At 74.0% G+C, this 19,761-nt stretch carries 22 protein-coding genes; 10 read left to right on the forward strand and 12 right to left on the reverse strand.

Annotation, left to right across the window (positions count from 1 at the left end; genetic code table 11):
• Positions 1-154: 154 nt before the first annotated feature.
• Genes IF01_RS0139870 through IF01_RS0139880 form a run of 3 tightly spaced genes read right to left on the reverse strand, consistent with a single transcriptional unit; the run spans position 155 to position 1,763 of the window.
• The gene (locus tag IF01_RS0139870; RefSeq protein WP_030398528.1) at positions 155-1,003 is read right to left on the reverse strand and encodes a helix-turn-helix domain-containing protein; all 849 of its coding nucleotides are present in this window, start codon (positions 1,001-1,003) and stop codon (positions 155-157) included.
• An 18-nt stretch (positions 1,004-1,021) separates the two neighbouring features.
• Positions 1,022-1,537 carry a DUF6879 family protein gene (locus IF01_RS0139875; protein WP_030398529.1) on the reverse strand — a complete coding sequence of 172 codons (516 nt, stop codon included), beginning with the start codon at positions 1,535-1,537 and terminating at the stop codon, positions 1,022-1,024.
• Positions 1,509-1,763: a hypothetical protein gene (locus IF01_RS0139880; protein ID WP_030398530.1), complete on the reverse strand. Its 255-nt coding sequence runs from the start codon at positions 1,761-1,763 to the stop codon at positions 1,509-1,511. The genes IF01_RS0139875 and IF01_RS0139880 overlap by 29 nt, the downstream gene beginning before the upstream one ends.
• Before the next feature lie 215 nt (positions 1,764-1,978).
• Here IF01_RS0139880 and IF01_RS43255 point away from each other — a divergent pair, with 215 nt between their 5' ends.
• Both IF01_RS43255 and IF01_RS0139890 read left to right on the forward strand, forming a co-directional pair.
• Positions 1,979-2,464 carry a glycine-rich domain-containing protein gene (locus tag IF01_RS43255; protein WP_063764426.1) on the forward strand — a complete coding sequence of 162 codons (486 nt, stop codon included), beginning with the start codon at positions 1,979-1,981 and terminating at the stop codon, positions 2,462-2,464.
• 117 nt (positions 2,465-2,581) lie between these two features.
• On the forward strand, positions 2,582-3,412 hold the full coding sequence (locus IF01_RS0139890; RefSeq protein ID WP_051757168.1) for a phosphotransferase: 831 nt from the start codon (positions 2,582-2,584) through the stop codon (positions 3,410-3,412).
• Between the two features lie 32 nt (positions 3,413-3,444).
• Here IF01_RS0139890 and IF01_RS43260 read toward each other — a convergent pair whose 3' ends face one another.
• The 4 genes from IF01_RS43260 to IF01_RS0139910 form a co-directional block, all read right to left on the reverse strand.
• Positions 3,445-4,383, reverse strand: a complete 939-nt coding sequence (locus IF01_RS43260; protein WP_051757170.1) for a serine hydrolase — start codon at positions 4,381-4,383, stop codon at positions 3,445-3,447.
• Positions 4,384-4,526: 143 nt separating this feature from the next.
• Positions 4,527-5,486, reverse strand: coding sequence for a hypothetical protein (locus tag IF01_RS47980; RefSeq protein ID WP_030398534.1), 960 nt, complete (start codon positions 5,484-5,486; stop codon positions 4,527-4,529).
• Positions 5,483-6,004 (reverse strand): SigE family RNA polymerase sigma factor, encoded by a 522-nt coding sequence (locus IF01_RS0139905; protein ID WP_030398535.1) that lies wholly within the window; start codon positions 6,002-6,004, stop codon positions 5,483-5,485. The genes IF01_RS47980 and IF01_RS0139905 overlap by 4 nt, the downstream gene beginning before the upstream one ends.
• Positions 6,005-6,260: 256 nt before the next feature.
• Complete coding sequence (locus tag IF01_RS0139910; protein WP_078880746.1) at positions 6,261-8,156, reverse strand: CocE/NonD family hydrolase; 1,896 nt, start codon at positions 8,154-8,156, stop codon at positions 6,261-6,263.
• A gap of 647 nt (positions 8,157-8,803) precedes the next feature.
• Between IF01_RS0139910 and IF01_RS0139915 the strand changes: the two genes are divergently transcribed.
• The gene (locus IF01_RS0139915; RefSeq protein WP_233290554.1) at positions 8,804-9,799 is read left to right on the forward strand and encodes a serine hydrolase domain-containing protein; all 996 of its coding nucleotides are present in this window, start codon (positions 8,804-8,806) and stop codon (positions 9,797-9,799) included.
• 218 nt (positions 9,800-10,017) lie between these two features.
• Here IF01_RS0139915 and IF01_RS48820 read toward each other — a convergent pair whose 3' ends face one another.
• On the reverse strand, positions 10,018-10,179 hold the full coding sequence (locus IF01_RS48820) for a hypothetical protein (protein ID WP_157855493.1): 162 nt from the start codon (positions 10,177-10,179) through the stop codon (positions 10,018-10,020).
• A gap of 154 nt (positions 10,180-10,333) precedes the next feature.
• The gene (sigJ, locus tag IF01_RS0139925; RefSeq protein ID WP_030398538.1) at positions 10,334-11,257 is read right to left on the reverse strand and encodes an RNA polymerase sigma factor SigJ; all 924 of its coding nucleotides are present in this window, start codon (positions 11,255-11,257) and stop codon (positions 10,334-10,336) included.
• Positions 11,258-11,365: 108 nt separating this feature from the next.
• Between sigJ and IF01_RS0139930 the strand changes: the two genes are divergently transcribed.
• A complete protein-coding gene (locus IF01_RS0139930) occupies positions 11,366-11,764 on the forward strand; it encodes a hypothetical protein (protein WP_030398539.1) in 399 nt (132 codons plus the stop codon).
• A gap of 59 nt (positions 11,765-11,823) precedes the next feature.
• On the forward strand, positions 11,824-13,458 hold the full coding sequence (locus IF01_RS0139935; protein WP_051757172.1) for a hypothetical protein: 1,635 nt from the start codon (positions 11,824-11,826) through the stop codon (positions 13,456-13,458).
• Between the two features lie 18 nt (positions 13,459-13,476).
• Here the strand turns inward: IF01_RS0139935 and IF01_RS0139940 are convergent, their stop codons facing one another.
• Together IF01_RS0139940 and IF01_RS0139945 are read right to left on the reverse strand one after the other, a co-directional pair.
• On the reverse strand, positions 13,477-14,331 hold the full coding sequence (locus tag IF01_RS0139940) for an arylamine N-acetyltransferase family protein (RefSeq protein WP_030398541.1): 855 nt from the start codon (positions 14,329-14,331) through the stop codon (positions 13,477-13,479).
• 174 nt (positions 14,332-14,505) lie between these two features.
• The gene (locus IF01_RS0139945; protein WP_030398542.1) at positions 14,506-15,492 is read right to left on the reverse strand and encodes a quinone oxidoreductase family protein; all 987 of its coding nucleotides are present in this window, start codon (positions 15,490-15,492) and stop codon (positions 14,506-14,508) included.
• A gap of 112 nt (positions 15,493-15,604) precedes the next feature.
• Between IF01_RS0139945 and IF01_RS0139950 the strand changes: the two genes are divergently transcribed.
• The gene (locus IF01_RS0139950) at positions 15,605-15,961 is read left to right on the forward strand and encodes an ArsR/SmtB family transcription factor (protein WP_030398543.1); all 357 of its coding nucleotides are present in this window, start codon (positions 15,605-15,607) and stop codon (positions 15,959-15,961) included.
• Positions 15,962-15,971: 10 nt separating this feature from the next.
• Here IF01_RS0139950 and IF01_RS0139955 read toward each other — a convergent pair whose 3' ends face one another.
• A complete protein-coding gene (locus IF01_RS0139955; protein WP_030398544.1) occupies positions 15,972-16,577 on the reverse strand; it encodes a GNAT family N-acetyltransferase in 606 nt (201 codons plus the stop codon).
• A 224-nt stretch (positions 16,578-16,801) separates the two neighbouring features.
• On the opposite strand from IF01_RS0139955, the gene IF01_RS49490 reads away from it, so the two are divergent.
• From IF01_RS49490 to IF01_RS0139975, 4 genes are all read left to right on the forward strand, one after another.
• On the forward strand, positions 16,802-17,353 hold the full coding sequence (locus IF01_RS49490; RefSeq protein WP_030398545.1) for a hypothetical protein: 552 nt from the start codon (positions 16,802-16,804) through the stop codon (positions 17,351-17,353).
• Positions 17,340-18,191, forward strand: a complete 852-nt coding sequence (locus tag IF01_RS43270; RefSeq protein WP_244215788.1) for a class F sortase — start codon at positions 17,340-17,342, stop codon at positions 18,189-18,191. Before IF01_RS49490 ends, IF01_RS43270 begins: the two co-directional genes overlap by 14 nt.
• 114 nt (positions 18,192-18,305) lie before the next feature.
• On the forward strand, positions 18,306-19,268 hold the full coding sequence (locus IF01_RS0139970) for a hypothetical protein (RefSeq protein WP_030398547.1): 963 nt from the start codon (positions 18,306-18,308) through the stop codon (positions 19,266-19,268).
• Positions 19,265-19,761: response regulator (locus tag IF01_RS0139975; protein WP_157855494.1), on the forward strand; the 497-nt coding region annotated here is incomplete at its 3' end. The genes IF01_RS0139970 and IF01_RS0139975, both read left to right, overlap by 4 nt.

The raw sequence follows: 19,761 nt of genomic DNA on the forward strand, positions 1-19,761 counted from the left end.
CATGCAACCCGACCACCACCGCCGCACCACCCACGCCCTCGACGCCCTCACCCGCGGCGCCCACCTCCCCCTCCTCCTCCACGGCACCCCCGCCGAATAGCCCGGAACGCGAGAAAGCCCCGGACCGACACCCGGGGCTTCCGCTTTTGGCAGGTCAGTCCAGACAGCTCAAGGCGCTCACCACCAGCGAGCGCGCCGCCGCACCCCGCACCGCACCCTGGCCAAGCCGGTCGAAGGCCCGCGAGTAGAGATCGATCTGACTCGGCTGGGTGAGCGTCGAGGCCGCGTCCAGAGTGTCCGCGTGGACCCTGCTGTTGTCGAAGACGGTGAAGGTCGGCATGGGCCACACGGTCCGCTGCCTCGCGAACGGAACGATTCCCAGGGCGACGTTGGGAAGGTCCATGACTTCGAGCAGGTGGCCGAGCTGCGCCGCCATGGTGTCGGCGCAGCACACGCGGTAGCGCAGCACGGACTCCTCCAGGACGAACGAGAACCGGTGGGCGGCGTTGCCCAGCACCGCATTGCGCCTGATGCGGGCCTGCACGGCCTCGGTCACATCGTCCGGGGTGCCCCGGAAGTCCGCAATGGACGACAGCAACGCGGCAGCGTAGCCGGGTGTTTGCAGGAAGCCGGGAATCACGTCGGACACGTAGACCCGGAACACCTTGGTCGTTCGGTACAGGTCCGCGGTGGACTCCTGCAAGCGGCGGAGCCCGGTCCGCTGGAGCCGTCGCCACTGCACGTTGGCGTCGGCGGACTGCCGGTTGGCGGCAATCAGATCGGCGGCCTGGTTGCCCGCGCCGCAGGCTCGGCACCAGGCCCTGATGTCGCTGTCCGAGGGGTGTGTCCTGGCGTTCTCGATCCGGGACGACTTCGATTCCGACCAGCCGCACCTGGCGGCCAACTCCCGCCCGCTGAGACCCGCGTCCTTCCGGATGTCGCCGAGGCGGCCCGCGAGGGATTCGCGGGCCGCCTGAATGGCGGGAGAGGGATGCGCGGGCATTGAGGGAGCAGGTCTCCGTCAGATCTCGTACAGGTGATGCGGGACCGCCCGGTCCCAGACCGCCTCGAATGCGGTGGCGCACAGTGTCACGGTTTCCGGGTCCGCGGTGATCTCGTCCTCGACCACCGCGCCGTCGCCGGAGAAGTGGTGCACCCGGAGCAGCGCTCCGTCGAACAGCCAGAAGTCGTTCCCCGGCAGCGGGATGTTCGTGGCCCGCCGCCGGGGCAGCCAGCGGACCTCCTCGCCGGCGGCGATGTTCGCGTGAGTGACGTAGTGCTCCCACCGGATGTACTCGGAAACGGGCTCGGAGACGATCCGGGCCCGACGGACGACCACGCCCCGAGCCACGGTGTCGGTGATCAACTGGTCATAGGGATGCCACCAGGACTCCCTGGCGTCCCAGGAGATTCGGTCACCGCGCCGCCACGCCTCGAACCGTTCGGTCGGGGCATAGGAGTCCCGCAGTTCCAGATGGACGGCGGAGCGCTCGCACCGTCCGAGAAGTTCAGCGAAGTCGGGCGCGCTCGACGGCATCGCAGGCCTCCCTGATCATGGGCGCCATTCGGGCCGGAAGCCTGACGATGGCCTCGCCGTCGGGCACCGGGCCGTTCGCGGGGCTGGTCGCCTCGCACGCCGACCGAGTCCCGGGGCGCGCCGTCCATCCTTGCAGCAGGATCTCCTCGGCCTCCAGGTCCACCCAGACGGTGGGGCAGTGGTCGCGGTCGGTGTTGGGGTCGATGCCAACGAACTCTACGGCCATGGCCGGCTCCTCGGGTCAGGTGCTTGCTCGGGCTTGCAGAAGCTTCTCGGAGCGGCAGAGTTTTCGTCAATAGCGTTATTAGAAAAGGAAATTGAAGTGCAAGTCGGTGCAAGTTCGTGGAGATCCGAGTCTGACTGTTCCTAGTTTTGATCTCGCGCGGAATCCCCGTCCGCACCCGTGGGCGGGGATCGAATCAGAGCCAGGGGAGTTCCACAGTGACCTCTGTCAGCACGGAACGAATCACCGGCCGGTCCCTCGTCGCACCGGAGCTTTTCGGGCGCTTGGCTGCCCGGATCGTTGAGGACGAGGGCATGGACCACGTGCTCGCCGAGCGCGTCATGGATCAGGCGCTCGCTTTCCTCGGCGCGTGTGCCGCCAACCCCGGTGCCGGGCTGTCTCCGGCGCGCCTGGTCGATGTCGGGTGGCACACGTTCATCCTGCACACTGCGGACTACCGGAGCTTCTGCCGGTCGCTGGCCGGGAGGTTCCTGCACCATGTGCCGACCGACGGCCCGGATGCATCCGGTCGGGGAGTGGGCATCGCGGCCACAGCGGCCGTCGTCGAGGCGAGTGGGTACGCCGTGGACCCCGAGCTGTGGGCGGTGTCCGCGGACTGCTCCGAGGGCAGCGGCGGAGACGGAAGCGACACCAGCGGAAGCGGCAAGTGCTCGCAGTGCAACCGTGGCTGCCACAGCAGCTAGGAACTGATTCCCGGCTCGCCTCCTCCGGTCGCGGAGGAGGCGGGCCCGATCCCTCCGAGGGCTCTCATGGGTTGCTCCTGGAACGATCTGCCGTTCGAACTTCGGACGAGCATCGAAATGCGGACCGGAGCGGTGGCCGGCGCCGAACCGGCGACGGCCGGGACCGTCTCCGACTTCGCCGCCACGCTGGAGACGGCCTTCGGTCCGGTGTTCTGCAAGGCCGTCCGCGAGGACAACCCCAAGGCGTGGATGCACCGCCGCGAATCGGTGGTGAACGCCGTGCTCCCGGCGGGCCTCGCGCCCCGTCTGCTCTGGACGATCGAGGCCGGGGGGTGGTTGGCCCTCGGATTCGAGCGGGTGCCCGGCAGACACGCCGACCTGTCGCCGGGCTCGGCCGATCTGCCGTTGCTCGCCCGTGCCCTGGAGGCGCTCGCCGGGGCGCTGACCCCGGCCCCGCCCCTCCGGGCGTTCGGCCTGGCCGAGCGGTGGTCCGGTCAGGATTTCTGGCACCAGCTCGGCGACCGGCACCGGGGCAGGCTCGATCCATGGATCATGGAACGGCTGGACACCCTGATCCTGGCCGAACGCGAAGCGCCCGAGCTGATCAACGGCAGGACACTGGTGCACACCGACCTGTCCGGACCGAACCTCCTGGTCGACGGCGACGAGGTACGCGCCGTCGACTGGGCTTTCCCCGCCCCCGGTGCTGCATGGGCAGACACCGCGTACCTGGTCGTCCGGCTGATCGAGGCCGGACATGCTCCCGCAGCGGCCGAGAAGTGGGCCGTCGGCGTGTCGGTGTGGCGGGAAGCGCCCGGGCGGTCCGTGACGGCCTTCAGTGCGATCCTCACCGGGCGATGGCTCCTCCGCGCCGTCGAAACCCCGGGCGCGCCGTGGGACACGCTCAGCGCTTACGGGCTTGCCTGGCTGCGGCACCGTCTTGGGTAGTGCCCCGGGGCGGCCATTGGACAAGAAAGCACTCAGGGCGTACGCACCAGGGCCTCGACCGCAGCCGCCGCGACCCGCTCGACGAGTCCGATGCCGGTCTCCTGGGTGGGCTGGCCGTCGGTGAGGACGACGACGAGCAGGCTGTGGCCCTCGCGTTCAACAATGCCCACGCTGTTGACGGACCACAGGTGAGTCGTCCCGTCCGGGAGCCAGCCGTTCTTGAGCACGGGCGGGGTGCCGGGTGTGCCGGCTGCGCCGACGCCCCAGTTCTGTCCCTCGCTGACGGTGCCCATGAGGGCCCGCAGGTACGACCGGGAGGCGGCATTCAGAGGGGAGTCCTGCGTGAACACGGCCTTCAGGAGGGCGATCTGGTCACGGGCCGTGGTCCGGGTCAGTCCCCAGGGCACCTTTTGGCCGGCGTGTGCCGAGGAGAATCCGAGTCGGGCGTTGGCCGCGTCCAGGCCCTGGCGTCTCCCTATCTCGCCCCAGAGCTTCTGCGCCGCGTCGTTGTCGCTGACGCGGATCATGTCGGAGGCCAGTTGCCGCTGGGCGGAGCCGAGTTGTTCTCCGCGGTCCTGCGCCTGAAGCAGCAGGGCGGCCAGGATGTCGACCTTGACGATGCTCGCGGAGGTGAAGGCCTCGGTGGACGACGTGGACGAGCCGTAGGCGGCCGAGCGGCCCGAGGTGAGGTCCTCGACGGCGAGGGCGTAGCGGCCGCGGTGCGCCCCGAGTCCGTCGAGCGCGAGGCGTACGGCCTGTTCCGGCGTGGTCGTCCCCGTGGCGGAAGGTGCCGGTTCGGAAGGCGTGGCTGGCGGTGACGCCGGTGACGGCGCCGACGGGCTCGCCGGCGCTGCCGTCGGCAGCGGGCCGGAAGGGGCGCCCTGGGCGGGGCCCGGGGTCGGGACCAGCACGTGGGCCACCATGGCGGCGCCCACGAGTACGGGAATGGCGAAGGCTGTCCGGTGCTTCATGCGGGTACTCGCTCTCCGATGTCCGGGCATGCGGACATCGCCTGTTGGCGGCCAAGGGGCGGCCAAGGCATGCAGGGGTTGCCGGACGCGCCGCTGTGCGGGCGCGGTCCGGTGTCGTCGGCCTCAGGGGCGGCCGGTGCGGCTCACTTGCCGCAGGCTGTGGCGACCTTCGCGTTCTCGTCGATCTCGATCGGGAAGTCGTACGGGCCGCCGAGGTTCACGGTCCATCCGTGGGTGAGAGTTCCGGACGAGGGGTTGTCGGCGAGCCAGAACGGGGGAGTGGTGGAGGAGCAGGTCCCGGCGGTCGGGCCCTGGGCGGAGCGGAGGTTCGCGGTCACGAACTGTCTCCCGAGCCTCGACATCGCCGTGGAGTCACCGGACTTGGCGGCCGTCACCAGCCCGCCGTAGAAGCCGGAGACCGTGGGGTCGCCGACCTTGCTGCCTCCGGCGACCGTTCGGCAGGTCAGGTCGGTCACCTTCCCCGTGGACCCGTCGAAGGTCGGGGCGGGTGCCCGGTCGAGCCGTTCGACCCCCTGGTACAGCAGGACCTCGCCCGCCGCCAGCACGCCGTCGACCGAGGAACCGCAGGTCACGCCGGTGGAGTCGGCGCCCCAGATCCGTCGGTACGCCGACTCGTCGGCGAACAGGGCCGCCACCTCCACCGGGTCCACCTGGGAGCGGGTGGCCGGGTTCTGGTAGCGCAGGGCGGCGAGGAACAGGGTGTTCGTCGTTCGGGCCGGGTCGGCCGGTTTCGGGGCCGATGCCGCAGTCGAGGTGGAGGCGGAAGCCGAAGCCGAAGCGGAGGCCGAAGCCGAAGCGGAGGCCGAGGCCGATGTCGAAGCGGTGGGCGAGGGCGGCAGCACGACACTCGACGCGGTCGGTGCCTGGACGGGCAGCGAGACGCGGTCGTGATCGGGCCGGGACAGGAATCCCGCGCCCAGGGCCACGATCGCCACGGCTGCCGCCGCACCCGCCTGCAGGCGCCGGCGGCGCCGCCGTACCGACCCGATGAGGCCGTCGACGTCGTAGCTGTACGGCGGCTCCTGCCGCGAACGGTCGCGCATGGCCGCGGCCAGCTCCTGCTCCAGCTCGTGGTCCTTCATGCCGCCCCTCCGGAACGTGAGTGCACTGCCTGGGCGTCGACGGTCGACCTGAGTTTCGACAGGCCCCGGGCCACCTGGGACCGGACCGAGCCGGCCGAGATGTTCATCAGGTGGCCGATCTCCGCGTCGTCGAGGTCCTCGAAGTACCGCAGCACCAGGACGGTGCGCATGCCGATCGGAAGGGACTGCAGCTCGCGCATCAACGCGTCGCGGACCACCAGCCCTTTGTACGGATCGACGAACCCGTCCTCGACGCCGTCGTCCAGGGGTACTTCCTTGTGTCCGCGCAGCTTGCGCCAGCGGTCGTTGGCGAGGTTCACCAGGATCCGGCGGGCGTAGGCCTCCGGCGCGTCGGCGGAGCGGATCTTTCGCCAGTGCCGACAGACCTGTTCCAGCGTGGACTGCACCAGGTCGTCGGCCACATGACGCTCGCCGGTGAGCAGCAGCGCGGTCCTGAAGAGGGCCGACGACCGGGCATGCACGAATGCCGTGAAGGCCGGGACGTCAGCGCTTCGCATGGTCGTCCGGCCGGTCTCTGTCGAGCATCTTCGCCCCTCCCGAAGCCTCCTTGGCTCCCCCCGCCCTACCTGACGGAGCCCGGTCCGCGGCTGCTGCACGCGATCTTCGGTCGTGATGGATTCGTTATCTTCCGCGCGGGCTTCCGCACCCGTGGCCGGGGGCGGCCGGCGCAGACCGGACGGGCCGCCGGCGCGGGGTGCGCCGACGGCCCGGGGCCCAGTGCTGTGTTGTGCGGCGCCGCCGGGGCGCGGGCGCTCAGCCGACCACCGGCAGGTCGACGTAGGAGGGCCGGACGGCGCCGTGGCCGATGGTGTAGGCGGCCCTGCCGTCGGCGGGCCGCAGTTCGAAGGAGTCGGGGTTGGCGGCGGCGACGGTGAGCCGGATCCGGTCACCGGCCTTGAAGAGCACCGAGGTCGGCTGGAGGTCGAGGGTGACGCGCTGGGGCGTGCCCTGCGGGAACGGGGTGGAGTCGGCGGCCGCGAAGGTGCGCGGGGTGCGCAGCCGGCGCCAGTCGGGGTTGCTCCAGCGGGAGGACACGGCCCGTTCCGCGAGGGCGAGTTGGCCTTCGGTGATGTAGGTGACACGGCCGTCCGGGGCGACGTCCTCCAGGTAGACGTGCAGCGCGCCGTCGCTCGCGCCGCTGACGCCCGTCACGTCGAGGGTCACCCGGCCGAGGCCGGTCACCCGGGTGTCCTGCGGGACGGGCGGGCTGGTGTAGCTGAGCAACTCGCGGTCGACGGCGGCCCGGTCGGGGTAACTGACCGGGTCGCCGCTGAGGTTGGTGTTCCAGCGGTCGAGCGGGCCGGTGCCGGCGGTGGGGGCGAGGGTCAGCGGGTCGCTGTCGGGCCGACCGGGGGCCGGCGGCTGCGGCTTACGGCTCAGGGTGTTGCCGTCGGTGAGGTAGAGCCGCCGGTTCGTCGTGCCGGGGACCGGCCAGCGGTCGGTGGTCCGCCAGGTGCCCTCGTTGAGGGTGTAGTAGTGCACGAGCCGCTCGCCGTCCGGGCGTTCGTGGTGCTTGACGTAGCGGTCGAAGAACGCGACGGTGCGCTCGCCGATCTCCCGGCGTTCTGCTCCGGTGAGCGGGCGGCTGGGCAGGAACGGGTCGGCGAGGTACCCCTGGCCGTGGTTCCAGGGGCCGATCCAGCTCTCCTGGGTGTTCGACAGGCCGGTGAACTGGGACAGCACGCCGTTGGGCGTGCCCGCGTCCAGCCAGCCGGCGTCGGTCAGGACCGGGACGCCGCCCGCCTCGATGGCGCGGCTCCGCGGTGCCACGCCGGTGACCTCCCAGCTCTGCGGGCCGTTGGCGTAGTCCCGGTGCGCGCCGTCGCGGGCGAAGTCGACGAGGTTGGCGTTCCCGGCGTGCTCGGCGCGGGCGGCGTCGCGCAGCGCGGGGCCGTCCGGACCGTCGACGGGCTTGGGGGCGGTGCCGGTCAGCCCGTACTCGTCGCAGAGCCGCCGGGTCTCGTCGCTGGTCGCGCAGGTGGTGCCGCCGGTCCGGTCGAGGATCCGCAGCAGCATGCCGTAGACGGCGACCCGCGGCTCGATCAGCAGCCCGCCGGGGCGGACCAGGTCCTCGTAGGGGTCGAAGTCGTAGGAGTTCGGCGCGGCGGCGGTGATGTGGTGGTTGCGCAGGCCGAGGGCGAGCATCGCGGTGTCGCCGCCGTAGGAGACGCCGGTCGTCCCGACCCGGCCGTTGGACCACGGCTGGGCGGCGATCCAGTCGGCGAGCGAGCCGCTGTCGTTGATCAGGGTGGTGCCGAGTTCGGCCCGGAGGGTGCCGAACGAGGCGCCGGTGCCGCGCAGGTCGGTCACGACGTAGGCGTAGCCGCGGTCGTTCCAGCCGCTCGCCTTACCGGCCCGGGGGTCGTTCTCGGGCCCGCCGGGGTGCTCGCGGGAGCGCCAGTACCGTTCGGTCTCCAGGACGGTGGGCAGTCGCTTGCCGGGGGTGGTGCCGGCCGGCAGCCAGACGTCGACGGCGATCCGGACACCGTCCGGCATCGCGACGTACAGCGAGCGCAGCCGCGGCAGTTCGGCGGCTGCGGAGGTCGGTCCGGGGGCGGCCGCGGCGGCCGGGGCGATCGCGCACGTGAGCGCGGCGGCCGCCGCCAGCAGTGCGGTCAGCGGCCGGCGGAAGAATCGGGGTGGTGGCACGGGGTCCTCCTTCTGGTGGCGACGTGCCGGGATCCCGTTCCGCGCGGAGACGGCGTTCCGGAACGTCGGGCGTCAGTGCGCCGGAGCCGGATTGTCCGCCAACGTGCGTACTGCGCAAGGGACTTGATGCTCATCGGTGAACGTCCGGTGCTCCCGGAGTGTTGCTGCGGGAGCGGGTCGGGCGTCGAGTGCGGCGTGCAACGTCCGCTCCCGTGGCCGGAGTCGGGCGCCCTGCGCCGAATCCTCGCAATGCCGTTGGTTGGCGCGACATCCCATGCTTGTGGGGGGTGAATCGGCCCATTAGGGGTACCCCGAACCCCTCGACTCCGGGGCCGTTCGTCCACGCGGACGGTTTGCGCGCCGATGGGCGGGCTGCCGGAACTCCGGGGCGCCCCGGCCCGTCGACCTGCGCGGGGACGGGGGGCGAGGGCAACGGACCTCAGGAGATCTGCATGACACGGCAGCGGGCACGGCAGCGGGCGGCACAGCGGCGGGCGCTTCGGCGCGGGGTGGGCGTGGCGGCGGTGGCGTCGGCACTGGTGGTGGGGACGGCGCTCCCGGCGGCGGCCGGTGCGACCGGCGGGACCGGCGGGACCGGCGTTACTGCGGTGACCGGCGGGAGCGGTCACGGCGGGACGAGGACGGCGATGGACACCGCCGTACGGACGGAGGGGCTCCCCGGGATGGTCGCCACCGCCCGCTCGGGGAAGGACAGTTGGACGACGGCGATCGGAACCGCCGACACCGCGACCGGGCAGCCCCGGTCGGCCCGGGAGCGGTTCCGGATCGGCAGCGTGACCAAGATGTTCGTCGCGACCGTGCTCCTCCAGCTCCAGGCCGAGGGGCGACTCGACCTCGACGACACCGTGGACCGATGGCTGCCGGGCGTGGTGAGCGGGAACGGGAACGACGGCTCGGCGATCACCGTCCGGCAGCTGCTCAACCACACCAGCGGGCTGTTCGCCTACGACGACGACCCCGGAATGGCGGCCGTACTGTTCACCCCGCAGTTCCTCAGTCGTCGCTACGACACCTGGACACCGGAGCAGTTGGTGCGGATCGCGGTGTCCCACCCGCCGGTCTTCGCGCCCGGCGCGAAGCGCGAGTACTCCAACACCAACTACATCCTGGCCGGGATGATCGTGGCCGAGGTGACCGGACACCCGTACGGCACGGAGATCGAGCGGCGGATCCTCCGGCCGCTGGGCCTCAGCGGCACCAGCGTGCCCGGCACCGCCAGCGCCGTGCCCCGGCCGCACGCGCGCGGCTACTCGAAGCTGTTCGGCGGGTCGCCGACACCCCTGGACACCACCGAGCTCAACCCGTCGACGGCCGGCGCGGCCGGGGAGATCATCTCCACGACCGACGACCTCACCCGCTTCCTGTCCGCGCTGATGCGCGGACGGCTGCTCCCGCAGGCCGAGTTGGACGAGATGCTCACCACGGAGGGCCCCGGCGGGCTGGGCATCGGCGGCGGGACGCTGTCCTGCGGGGTCGCCGTCTGGGGCCACGACGGCGGCATCCACGGTTCGTCGACGCTGGCGCTGGCCACCCGGGACGGGCGGCACTCCGTCGCGTTCAACACCAACGCCGACTGGTTCACCGGCAAACTGAAGCTCGCCGAGGCCGAGTTCTGCGGCTGACCCGGAGGAGATCCCGCGGCCGCCGAGCGGGAACGGCTGCGCCCGTGCCTGTCGGTCGATGGACTCCCGTGCTCGGACGGCATCGGTCTCCCGACGCCGGGGCCGTGCCGACGTCCGTGCGCGGACGAGTGCCGGCCGTTCGTGATCACGCCACGACGGCGTGGCCCCGGGCAGGTGAGCCCGGAGCCACGCCGTGAGGGTTCACCGAAGGAGGGGGGTCAGCTCTGGGCGCCGCCGGGGACCTCGGTCCAGCCGGTGGTCCACTGGCCGGTGTTGTAGTCGGCGTCCTTGGTGTACACCTTGCCGGTGGAGCCGATGGCGTAGACGTGCATGGTGTTGCCGGTGACGGCGCTGGTGAGGGCCTTGAGGCCACCCGGCATCCTCGCCGCCCTGCTCGACTTCTTCGAACAGACCTGGGCCACGCCTGGGTGCCAGCAGCCGTTTCGAAGCCGGCATCAAGGCCGCCCACAACGGCTGGCTCTGAGCCTCCCGCCGCCCCGGGCCGCCGCCCCGAACCTCGGGCCGCCCGAGCTGTCAGGCCGCCGTCCAGAGGCCGAGCTTCTCCGGGTTGCGGACCGCCCAGATGCGGGTGATCCGGCCGTCCACCACGTCCAGGGCCGCCACCGTCGCGGTGGCGCCGTCGCGTTGGGCGACCAGGCCGGGGCGGCCGTTGACGGTGCGTTCCAGCAGGACCAGGCCCGGGGCCCACTCCGCCATCTGCGCCAGGTACTGGGCGATCCGCTCGCCGCCCTCGACCGGCCGGACCACGGCGCTCACCAGGCCGCCGCCGTCCGCGACCATGACGGCCGACGGGTCGAGGAGGCCGACCAGGGCGCCGATGTCCTTGGCCTCCCAGGCCTGTCTGAACTCCCGCACCACCACGGCGCTGCCGGGCGCCGGGGCGGGCGCGGCACCGACCCGGCGGCGGGCCGAGGAGGCGAGCTGGCGGCAGGCGGCGGGGGTCCGGTCGACGATCGCGGCGATCTCGGGGAACGGGTAGCGGAAGACGTCGTGCAGCACGAACACCACCCGCTCGGCCGGGGTCATCGACTCCAGCACCACCAGGAACGCCATGCCCACCGACTCGTCCAGGGTGATCCGGTCGGCGGGATCGGCCGGAGCGGCCGTCCCGACCGCCCACTCCACCGCGTCCGGCAGCGGCTCCGGCAGCCACTCGCCGACATAGCTCTCGCGCCGGACCCGCGCCGAACCCAGCACGTCCAGGCAGACCCGGCTGAGCACCGTCGTCAGCCAGGCACCGGGCGAGGCGATCCCCGCCCGCCGCTCGGGCGCCTGCGCGTACCAGCGGGCGTAGGCCTCCTGCACGGCGTCCTCGGCCTCGGCCACCGAGCCGAGCATCCGGTAGGCGAGGCCGACCAGGTGCCGCCGCTCGCCGACGGCCGCGTCGGCCCCGTGCCCGAACCCCGTCCCCCGGTCGAACCCCGTGCCCGTGCCCATGCGCCGCCCCCGTTCCTCGCCGCCCGCCTCACACTTCGCGGACCTGTTTCGTCGAACCAGCGGGACACTACCGACCCACCGCCGCGAGGCAGGAAGAGGGACCGCACCATGGCCACCACGACGACGACCCCGCCCGCACGCCGCAGCCTCACGCTCCTCCGCGCCGGCATCGCCGCGCAGACCGTGGCGATCTTCTACCAGGCCGCCACCGCAGGCCTGTTGCTCTCCACCTCCTACGGCGAGACGCTGCACAGCGTGGGCGCCCGGGTGATGTACGGCGCCTCGATGGTCTACCTGCTCGCCGCCGTCCTGGCCTGGCGGCCCGGCGGCGGCCCGGCCCGGCCGATCCTGTACGCGACCGGCTTCCTCGTCCTCGCCTCCGTCCAGGTGGTCCTGGGCGTCACCCACCACCCGGCGCTGCACGTGCCGCTGGGGGTGCTGATGTTCGGCCTGAGCCTGCTCGACCTGGGCCGCAGCCTGACCGCCGGGGCGCGCGGCACCCGCTGAACGGGGTGGCGGGCCCCCGGACCGCGGGAACTCCGGTGCTCCGGCGGACAGGAGAGGGCATGACCACTACGTCCCTCCTGCCGCGCCGGAGCGTCCTCCGGGTCCTGACCGGCGCCGCCGCCCTGGGCGGTGCGGCAGTCGCCTCCGTCCGCGTCCCCGGTTCCGCCGCCTTCGCCGCCGAGTCGGAGACCGAGCGGGAGACCGGGTCGGAGACCGAGCCCGCGACGTACACCCTGACGATCCGCCACCTGGGCCGGGACGGCCGGGTGCCGACGCGCTACCGGACCTCCGTCACCGGGATCTCCGGCCCCGGCGCCGGCCGGTCCGAGCAGCCCCACGACGCCTCCGGCACCGCCTCCGTGCGGCTGCCCGGCGGCCGCTACCTGCTGGAGAGCAGCCTCTGGACGGACCGGGTGCCGGACGGCACCGACTGGATCGTCCAGCCCCGGCTGGACCTCGACCGCGACACCACCGTCACCGTCGACGCCCGGACCACCGCCCCCGTCGACGTCACGCCGCCGGACGCCGCGGCCTTCCTCACCGCCGGGATGTTCATCGAGGTCACGCACGAGGGAGCGACCAGGATGGCCGGCATCGTCAAGGCGACGCCGACCCTGCGCACCGCCCATCTCGGGCCCGAGGCCGAGGCCGGCTCGGTCCGGCAGTGGTACGACTCCTACTGGACGACCCGCTCCGGCGGCTACGCCCTCGGCCGGACCTTCTCCGGCACCCGCGCGCTGACCGGGCTCACCCACCACTACGCGGCGGCGGAGCTGGCCGCCCTGGAACTCCGCGCCCTCGCCCGCCCGGACCGCGGCGGAGCGGTGGCCGGCACCGCGGGCATCGACCTGTCGCCGACGCTCGGACCGGCCGCCGGGCCGAGCGTCGGCGCCTCCTGGTCCGTGCCGGTACCGGGGACGGCCACCGTGTTCGTCACGCCCCTGCGCGGCGCCTGGGACCTCGTGTACACGGCCCCCGCGGCGCCCGGCACCCGCCCGAACCGCTACTTCGTCGACGGCATCGCCGTCCGGGCCGGAACCACCGCCGCCCACACCTTCGACAGCCCGGTCTTCGGCCCCGCGCTCACCGGCCGCGGCGGCGTCCAACGCGACGGCGACACCCTCACCGCCGACCTCCCGCTGCTCGCCGACGGCGACGGCCATGTGCCGACGGCGCCGTCCTTCGACACCGCCTGGGCCGGGCTCTACCGCGACGGCGCGCTGCTCCACGCGCGGTCCGGCGGGCTCGACCGGGCGACGTTCACCGTGCCGCCCGGCCCGTCCTCGTACCGGCTGGCCGCGACGGTGGCCCGCCGGGGCGCGACCGGTGCGACCACCCGGGTCAGCGTGTCGTGGACCTTCCGCTCGGCCACGACGCCAGGCCCGGCCCCGGTGCCGGTGAGCGTGGTCCGGTTCTCGCCCGGACTCGGCCCGGACGGCACCGCGCCGGCCGGGAGCCCGCTGCGGGTGCCGGTCACCGTGCAGGGCGCCGCCGCCGGCGGCCGCGTCCGCTCGCTGGCGGTCTCGATGTCCGCCGACGGCGGCCGCTCGTGGACCGTGCTCCCGGTCCACGAGGGTGCCGTCACGGTGCCGAACCCGGTGGCGGGCACCGCGGTCTCGCTACGGGCGGAGCTGACCGACACCGACGGCAACACCCTCGACCAGACCCTGGTGGACGCCTACCGCACCGGGTGACCCGGTCGGCAGCAGCCGCTACCGCTCCGGGCGGACGCCGGGCGGCGGGGCGATGCCGAACTCGGACTCCAGCAGCTCCCGCAGCGCCTCCGCGCCCTCGACCGGCTCCACCGTCACCGTGCCGTCCCGCGCGGTGCGGGTGAGGGTGGTGCCGTCCAGGGACAAGTGCCCGTCGACGTGCGTCCGTTGCACGAACAGGCGGCGGAACGGCGAGCGCGGGTGGGTGGCCACGTGCCAGTTGGCGACGCCGATGTCGGGCGGCGGCGCGGCGTCCAGGGTGAAGGAGACCAGCTCGATCCAGGTGTCCCCGGACCGGGCCTGGAGCACCCACACCGGCGCCGGGCCGTCGGCCTCCTCCAGGACCAGCCGGTGCCGGCGGCCCCGGCCCTCCCGGACGAGTCCGGGGACCATCGGCAGCGGTTCCAGCAGGGCGTCGATCGAGCCGAAGCCGACGTCGACCAGGTACCGGCCCCCGGGCACCTCGCCACCGGGCCCCTGGTCATCCCCGGGCCCCTCGCCGTCCCCGGGCACCTCGATGCCCAGCACCAGGTGGGTGCGGGGCCGGATCTCCCCGGGGCGGGCGCCGACCCGCACCCGCCCCGTGTACCGGGTGACGCGGTAGCCGAGCTGCTCCAGCACGTCGGCGAACAGGGTGTTCTGCTCGAAGCAGTACCCGCCGCGCGAGCCGGCGACGAGCTTGGCCTCCAGATCGGTGAGGTCCAGCGAGGGCACGGTGCCGACCACCACGTCGATGTTCTCGAACGGGATGCCCAGCACGTGCGCGTACTGCAGTGATCGGAGCGTGTCGAGGGTGGGAGCGCGTTCGCCGTCCCACCCGATGCGTGCGAAGTACTTGTCGAGATCGACGCTCATACCGCCACCGTACGGACCGGACGCCGCCCGGGCCTCCGGCTGCGGTTCGGCTCGCCCTGGACCCTCCGACCTAGGTCCATTCCGCGACATCGGACAGGGCAGGCCAGGACGGGGTCAGAACCGGTCGGAAAACGTCCTCCCTGGTCGGAGCCCGGTCGACGCCGGAGTCCCGGCTCAACCGCCGATCCGCACCACGTACTTGCCGGTCGCCCGCCGCTCCGCCATCGCGTCGTGCGCGGCCGGGACGGCGGACAGGTCGGGCAGCTCGGTGACGGGCAGCTCCAGACCGCCGTCCGCGAGCAGGCCGACGACCCGGCGGACGGCCCGGGCGAGCCGCTCGGGGGCCGTGGCGGCGAGGCCGCGGTGGCTGAAGCCGGTGACGGTCAGGTTGCCCGCCAGCAGGCGGGCGAGCGGGGGCAGGTCGGCGACGGCGCCGCCGCCCGCGTTGCCGAACAGCACGATCCGGGCCCCGGGCGCCGCCACGGCGAGGTCGAGTTCCAGGGCCTCGGTGCCCAGCGGGTCGAGTACGAGGTCCACGCCGCGGCCGTCGGTGGCGGTCCGGATCGCCTCCGCGAGCGCCTCGTCGCGGGCGAAAGCGTGCCGGTAGCCGGAGGCGAGCACGGCGGCGGCCTTGTCCGGGCGGCCGACGGTGCCGATCAGCCGGCCGCCGCCGAGCAGCGGGACGAGCTGGGCGAGGGCGTGGCCGATCCCGCCGCCCGCCGAGTGCACCAGGACGGTCTCCCCGGCGGCGAAGTGGCCGGCGTCGGTCAGCAGCAGCAGCGCGGTGGCCAGCCCCAGCGGGACGGCGGCGGCCTCGCGCAGCCCCACGCCGTCCGGGAGCGGCACGGTGAGCACCGCCTCGGCGGTCACCACCTCGGCGAGGCCCGCGCCGACGGGTGCGGCGACCACCCGGTCGCCGACGGCCAGTCCGGTGACGCCCTCGCCGAGCGCCCGGACGGTGCCGGCCACCTCCTTGCCCGGCCGGTAGGGCCAGTCGGCGGCGTACGCGGCGTCGCCCCGGCGGGTCATCACGTCGACGAAGTTCAGTCCGGCGAAGGCGACGTCGACCGTCACCTGCCCGGGGCCGGGCTCGGGCGTCGCGAGCTCCTGGACCTGCGAGTTCTCGGCCCCGCCGGGTGCGGTCATCACCAGTGCGCGCATGGTTGTCGGTCCCCTCGACTACGATGTTCGACGAACTACGAAATTGAACGCGGGACAGTGGTACCACGCAGTTTCGATGGATGTCGAACATCGCAGATCAGGGAGGGCGCAAATGGCCCGCAGCACCCGCCGCCGACCGGATCCCACCCACCCCGCGACCGAGGAGATCGACCTCCTCGACGTCCTGCACGCGCTCGCCGACCCCACCCGGATGACCATCGTCCGGGTGCTGCGCGCCGAGCCGGAACGCGCCTGCGGCACCTTCCCGGTGGACGTCGCGCCCTCCACCCTCAGCCACCACTTCAAGGTGCTGCGGGAGTCCGGCGTGATCACCCAGAGGGAGGAGGCCAACCGCCGCTTCTCCGCCCTCCGCACGGCCGACCTGGAGCACCGCTTCCCCGGGCTCCTGGACACCGTCCTCGCGGCCCACGCCCGCACCGGCCCGGGGGCCACGCCCGACGCGTCCTAGTCGAGGAGGGTCAGAGCTCCCAGGACCGGGGCCGGGCCAGCGCCTCCCACTCGGACCGGAGCAGGGACAGCACCGCGGCGTCGTACCGGCGGCCCCGGTGCAGGCAGGCCGAGCGTCGCACACCCTCCTGGACGAAGCCCGCGCCGGCCAGGACGGCGAGTGCCGGGGCGTTGCCGGTGTGGGTGACGGCCTGGAGGCGGTGCAGGGGCAGCTCCCCGAAGGCGAGGTCGACCAGCGCGTCCAGCGCGGCCGGGCCGTGGCCCCCGCCCCGGTGCCGCTCGTCCAGGAGCAGCGAGATCTCCGCCGTGCCGTCGGCGAGGTCCTGGTCGAAGAGCGCGATGTGGCCGATCGGGGTGCCGTCGGGCAGCAGGACCAGGAAGTCGTCCCGCTCGTTGTCGTCGCGCTGGCGCTCCAGCCGCTCCCGCAGGGCGGACAGGGCACGCGGCCAATAGCCGATCTGGTGCACGGCCACGGGGTCGGAGCGCCAGCGCTGCAGCAGTTCGGCGTCGTCCACGTCGACGACCGCGAACCCGATGCCGCGGCCCCGCCAGCACACCTCCCGGTCCGCCGCCTCGATGCCGTCCTCGGTCCCGGATGCGTTCTCACTGTCGGTCACGCGTGGATGCTACGAGCCCCGCACCGGCCGCCACCAGCGAATTTCCCGTCGCCGGGACGGGTGTCACGAACCCCCCCGCCGGACCGCCGGGCGACCGTTACGCAGCCGATGAAGCGCTGTGACACGACCGGCCGGGGACCGCGACACGGGCTTCCTAACGTCATCCACGACGCACCGGCCACAGGGTGCCGGAGCCCGCGTCACCACCATGAAGGAGAGCTCGCATGGCTCTGCGTACGACCACGAACCGCGCCCGGCGGTCGGCCGCCGTCTCCCGGCTGACGGCCGTCTGCGCCCTGACCGGCGCCGCCCTGCTGGCGACCGTCACCGGCGGGCAGGCCTGGGCCGACGGCGGCGCGCCGGCCGCCCCCAGCGCGGTCGCCGCGCCCGCCACGCCCACCGCCGTGCCCACCGCCGCACCGGCCGCGCCGGCCGCCCCGTCCGCCGGGGCGGGCAGCGGCCCCGCCGTCAAGGCGCCCCAGCACCCGGAGCGGCCCCCGACGGCCCAGCCGCCCACCGTCGAGCAGGGCAAGGAGCAGGCGAAGACCGCCCAGCCGGCCCCGCTGCCCGAGGGCGTCCAGCCGAAGCCCCAGGCGCCCACCGACGCCAAGCCGCAGGTGCGCGAGGTGCCGAAGGGTGCCGCCCAGGCCGGCGACGGCTCCGGGGCCGGCGACTCCTCGGGCCTCAAGCTGGTCGGCGGCGGCGCCGTCGCCGCCGTCGGTGCCGCTGCGCTGGGCTTCGCCGTGCTGCGCCGGCGTTCCGGTGCGCGGGGCTGACAACGCCCCCGGGTCCTCCCCGCACCCCGTCGCCGCCGGTCCGGACGGCGGCGACGGGGCGCGGGCGGCGCGGGGCCGCCGGGCCCGGGACACTTCGCAGCACGGCCGCCACGGGCGGCGCGCCGGACGCGGGGCGGGGCTGAACCGGAGTGTCTTCGGCGCGGCCGGGCTGCTCTGCCTGGCGATCGGCGCGACCGTGGCGGTCTCCGGCCGTGCGGAGCCGCCGGTGGTCCGGGTGGAGACCTCGGCCCGGCAGGCCCCCGACGCCACCGCCCCGGCGGCGCCCGCCCCGTCGACGGGGACGACCGCCGCCTCCTCCGCCGGCGCTGCCTCCGCCGGCGGCACGTCCACCGGAACCACCGCCGCCCCCCGCTCGCTGGCGGCCTCGGCCCCGACCCGCCTGCTGATCCCCGCGGCCGGGGTGGACGCCCCGGTCACCGGCCTCGGCCTGAACGCCGACGGCACGGTCGAGGTGCCGGCCGCCGACCGCGCCGACGAGGTCGGCTGGTACCGCAACGGCCCGACGCCGGGGGAGACCGGGCCCGCCGTCCTGATCGGGCACTACGACACCGCGCACGGCCCGGCGGTGTTCCACAACGTGCCGAAGCTGAAGGCGGGAGACCTGATCCAGGTCCGGCGGGAGGACGGCGGCACGGTGGACTTCCGGGTCCGAGCCCTGCTCCAGTACGCGAAGAACGACTTCCCCACCGACGCGGTGTACGGCAACACGAAGGGGCCCGAGCTGCGTCTGATCACCTGCGGCGGCCGGATCGGGGCCGACGGCCACTGGACGGACAACATCGTCGTCCTGGCCGATCCGGCGACGCCCGTAGGCTGACGGGGGTCGAACGGCGCCCGGCGGTCTCCCCGCCGGGCGCCCGCCACGTCGGCCGGGGCGTACCGAGAACGCACCAGGAACACGCGCACAGGACGACCGGAAAGGACCCGGAGGATGAGTACCGCCGCCCGCCGCCCCGCTGCCCGCCGCCCCGCTGCCCACCGCACCGCCGCGCGGCCCCGCCCCGCCCTCCTCCTCCCCGTCCTCCTCGCCGCCGCGGCCCTCGCCCTCCCGGTCGGCTGCGCCGCCCCCGGTGAACTGCGCGACCACGGCGCGGTCGCCCCCGTCACGCCCTCCCCGGCCCGCGTGCCGCTCTGGCCGGGCGCGCCCACCGCCTCCTCGCCGACGCCGCTGGAGCCCACCGGGAGCCGCAGCCCGGAGCCGACGCCGCAGCCGGTCCCCGACCTCACCGTCCCCGGGCAGGACATCACCGCCGTGGACACCCGCGCCCTGCTCACCAAGGACCCCGGCGTCACCCAGGACGAACGGCGGGTCCTCGAACCGTGCCCGGGCTGCGAACTGCGCGCCCCCGAGTTCCGTGACCTCACCGGGGACGGCCGGCCCGAGCTGCTGCTCGCCGTCGGCCTCGCCGACACCGTCGTGCTGCACGTCTACACCGCCTCCGCGGACCGGCTGCTGCCGATCCACCGGGTCTCCCTGCTGCGGGGGTTCGGCGCCGAGACGGTCGGCACCGACCTCTGGCTGTACGAGCCGACGGGCTCCTTCCGGACCGGCCGCCTCTACCGCTGGGACGGGGTGCGGCTGGCCCTGGCCGACCAGAAGGTGGAGGGCATCGGGCCGACCGCCCCGGAGCCCGAGCCGACGCCGTCGGCCGCCGAGAAGCCGACGGTGGAGAGGCCGCCCGGCACCGGCCCGACCGCCGTGACGGGGGGCGGGCCCGTCAAACCCTCGGCCCCGTCCCGGCCCAGCGGGGCACCCCCGTCCGCCGGCGCCGGCTCGGACGCGGTGGTCGGCAAGCAGCCGCAGCCGCAGCCCAACCCCGCCCGTCCGGCGCAGCCCAGCGCCACGCCCACCGCCGTGCCCACCGCCGTGCCCTTCCCGGAGACGAAGCCATGAGCCCCACGGCCGCCGGCCACCCCAGCATCCTGATCGTCGAGGACGACGAGGTGATCCGGGAGGCGACCAGGATGGCCCTGGAACGCTACGGGTTCCCGGTCGCCACGGCCGCCGACGGCCTGGAGGGGCTGGAGATGTTCCACGCCGTGCGGCCCGACCTGGTGCTGCTGGACGTGATGCTGCCGCTGCTCGACGGGGTCGGGCTGTGCCGACGGATCCGGGAGGAGAGCCAGCTGCCGATCCTGATGATGTCGGCCCGTACCGATCCGGTGGACGTGGTGTCCGGACTGGAGGCGGGCGCGGACGACTACGTGGTCAAGCCGTTCGAGAGCGCCGTGCTGGTCGCCCGGATCCGCACGGTGCTCCGCCGCGTCCGCGTCGTCCCGGCGGAGCCGGAGCCTGAGCCCGCGTCCGCGTCCGTTGCCGCGCCCGCCGACCCGCTGCTGCCCCCTGTTCCTCCGGTCCCCCCGGCCGCCCCCGCCCCCCTTGCTCC

The organism is Kitasatospora purpeofusca, assembly GCF_000718025.1.
GTDB lineage: Bacteria > Actinomycetota > Actinomycetes > Streptomycetales > Streptomycetaceae > Kitasatospora > Kitasatospora purpeofusca.

Bases quoted from the DNA above. Each gene is read 5' to 3' on its own strand.
- IF01_RS0139870 (WP_030398528.1), bottom strand. From the start codon at position 1,003: ATGCCCGCGCATCCCTCTCCCGCCATTCAGGCGGCCCGCGAATCCCTC.
- IF01_RS0139875 (WP_030398529.1), bottom strand. From the start codon at position 1,537: ATGCCGTCGAGCGCGCCCGACTTCGCTGAACTTCTCGGACGGTGCGAG.
- IF01_RS0139880 (WP_030398530.1), bottom strand. From the start codon at position 1,763: ATGGCCGTAGAGTTCGTTGGCATCGACCCCAACACCGACCGCGACCAC.
- IF01_RS0139890 (WP_051757168.1), top strand. From the start codon at position 2,582: ATGCGGACCGGAGCGGTGGCCGGCGCCGAACCGGCGACGGCCGGGACC.
- IF01_RS43260 (WP_051757170.1), bottom strand. From the start codon at position 4,383: ATGAAGCACCGGACAGCCTTCGCCATTCCCGTACTCGTGGGCGCCGCC.
- IF01_RS47980 (WP_030398534.1), bottom strand. From the start codon at position 5,486: ATGAAGGACCACGAGCTGGAGCAGGAGCTGGCCGCGGCCATGCGCGAC.
- IF01_RS0139905 (WP_030398535.1), bottom strand. From the start codon at position 6,004: ATGCGAAGCGCTGACGTCCCGGCCTTCACGGCATTCGTGCATGCCCGG.
- IF01_RS0139915 (WP_233290554.1), top strand. From the start codon at position 8,804: ATGGACACCGCCGTACGGACGGAGGGGCTCCCCGGGATGGTCGCCACC.
- IF01_RS48820 (WP_157855493.1), bottom strand. From the start codon at position 10,179: ATGCCGGGTGGCCTCAAGGCCCTCACCAGCGCCGTCACCGGCAACACC.
- sigJ (WP_030398538.1), bottom strand. From the start codon at position 11,257: ATGGGCACGGGCACGGGGTTCGACCGGGGGACGGGGTTCGGGCACGGG.
- IF01_RS0139930 (WP_030398539.1), top strand. From the start codon at position 11,366: ATGGCCACCACGACGACGACCCCGCCCGCACGCCGCAGCCTCACGCTC.
- IF01_RS0139935 (WP_051757172.1), top strand. From the start codon at position 11,824: ATGACCACTACGTCCCTCCTGCCGCGCCGGAGCGTCCTCCGGGTCCTG.
- IF01_RS0139940 (WP_030398541.1), bottom strand. From the start codon at position 14,331: ATGAGCGTCGATCTCGACAAGTACTTCGCACGCATCGGGTGGGACGGC.
- IF01_RS0139945 (WP_030398542.1), bottom strand. From the start codon at position 15,492: ATGCGCGCACTGGTGATGACCGCACCCGGCGGGGCCGAGAACTCGCAG.
- IF01_RS0139950 (WP_030398543.1), top strand. From the start codon at position 15,605: ATGGCCCGCAGCACCCGCCGCCGACCGGATCCCACCCACCCCGCGACC.
- IF01_RS49490 (WP_030398545.1), top strand. From the start codon at position 16,802: ATGGCTCTGCGTACGACCACGAACCGCGCCCGGCGGTCGGCCGCCGTC.
- IF01_RS0139970 (WP_030398547.1), top strand. From the start codon at position 18,306: ATGAGTACCGCCGCCCGCCGCCCCGCTGCCCGCCGCCCCGCTGCCCAC.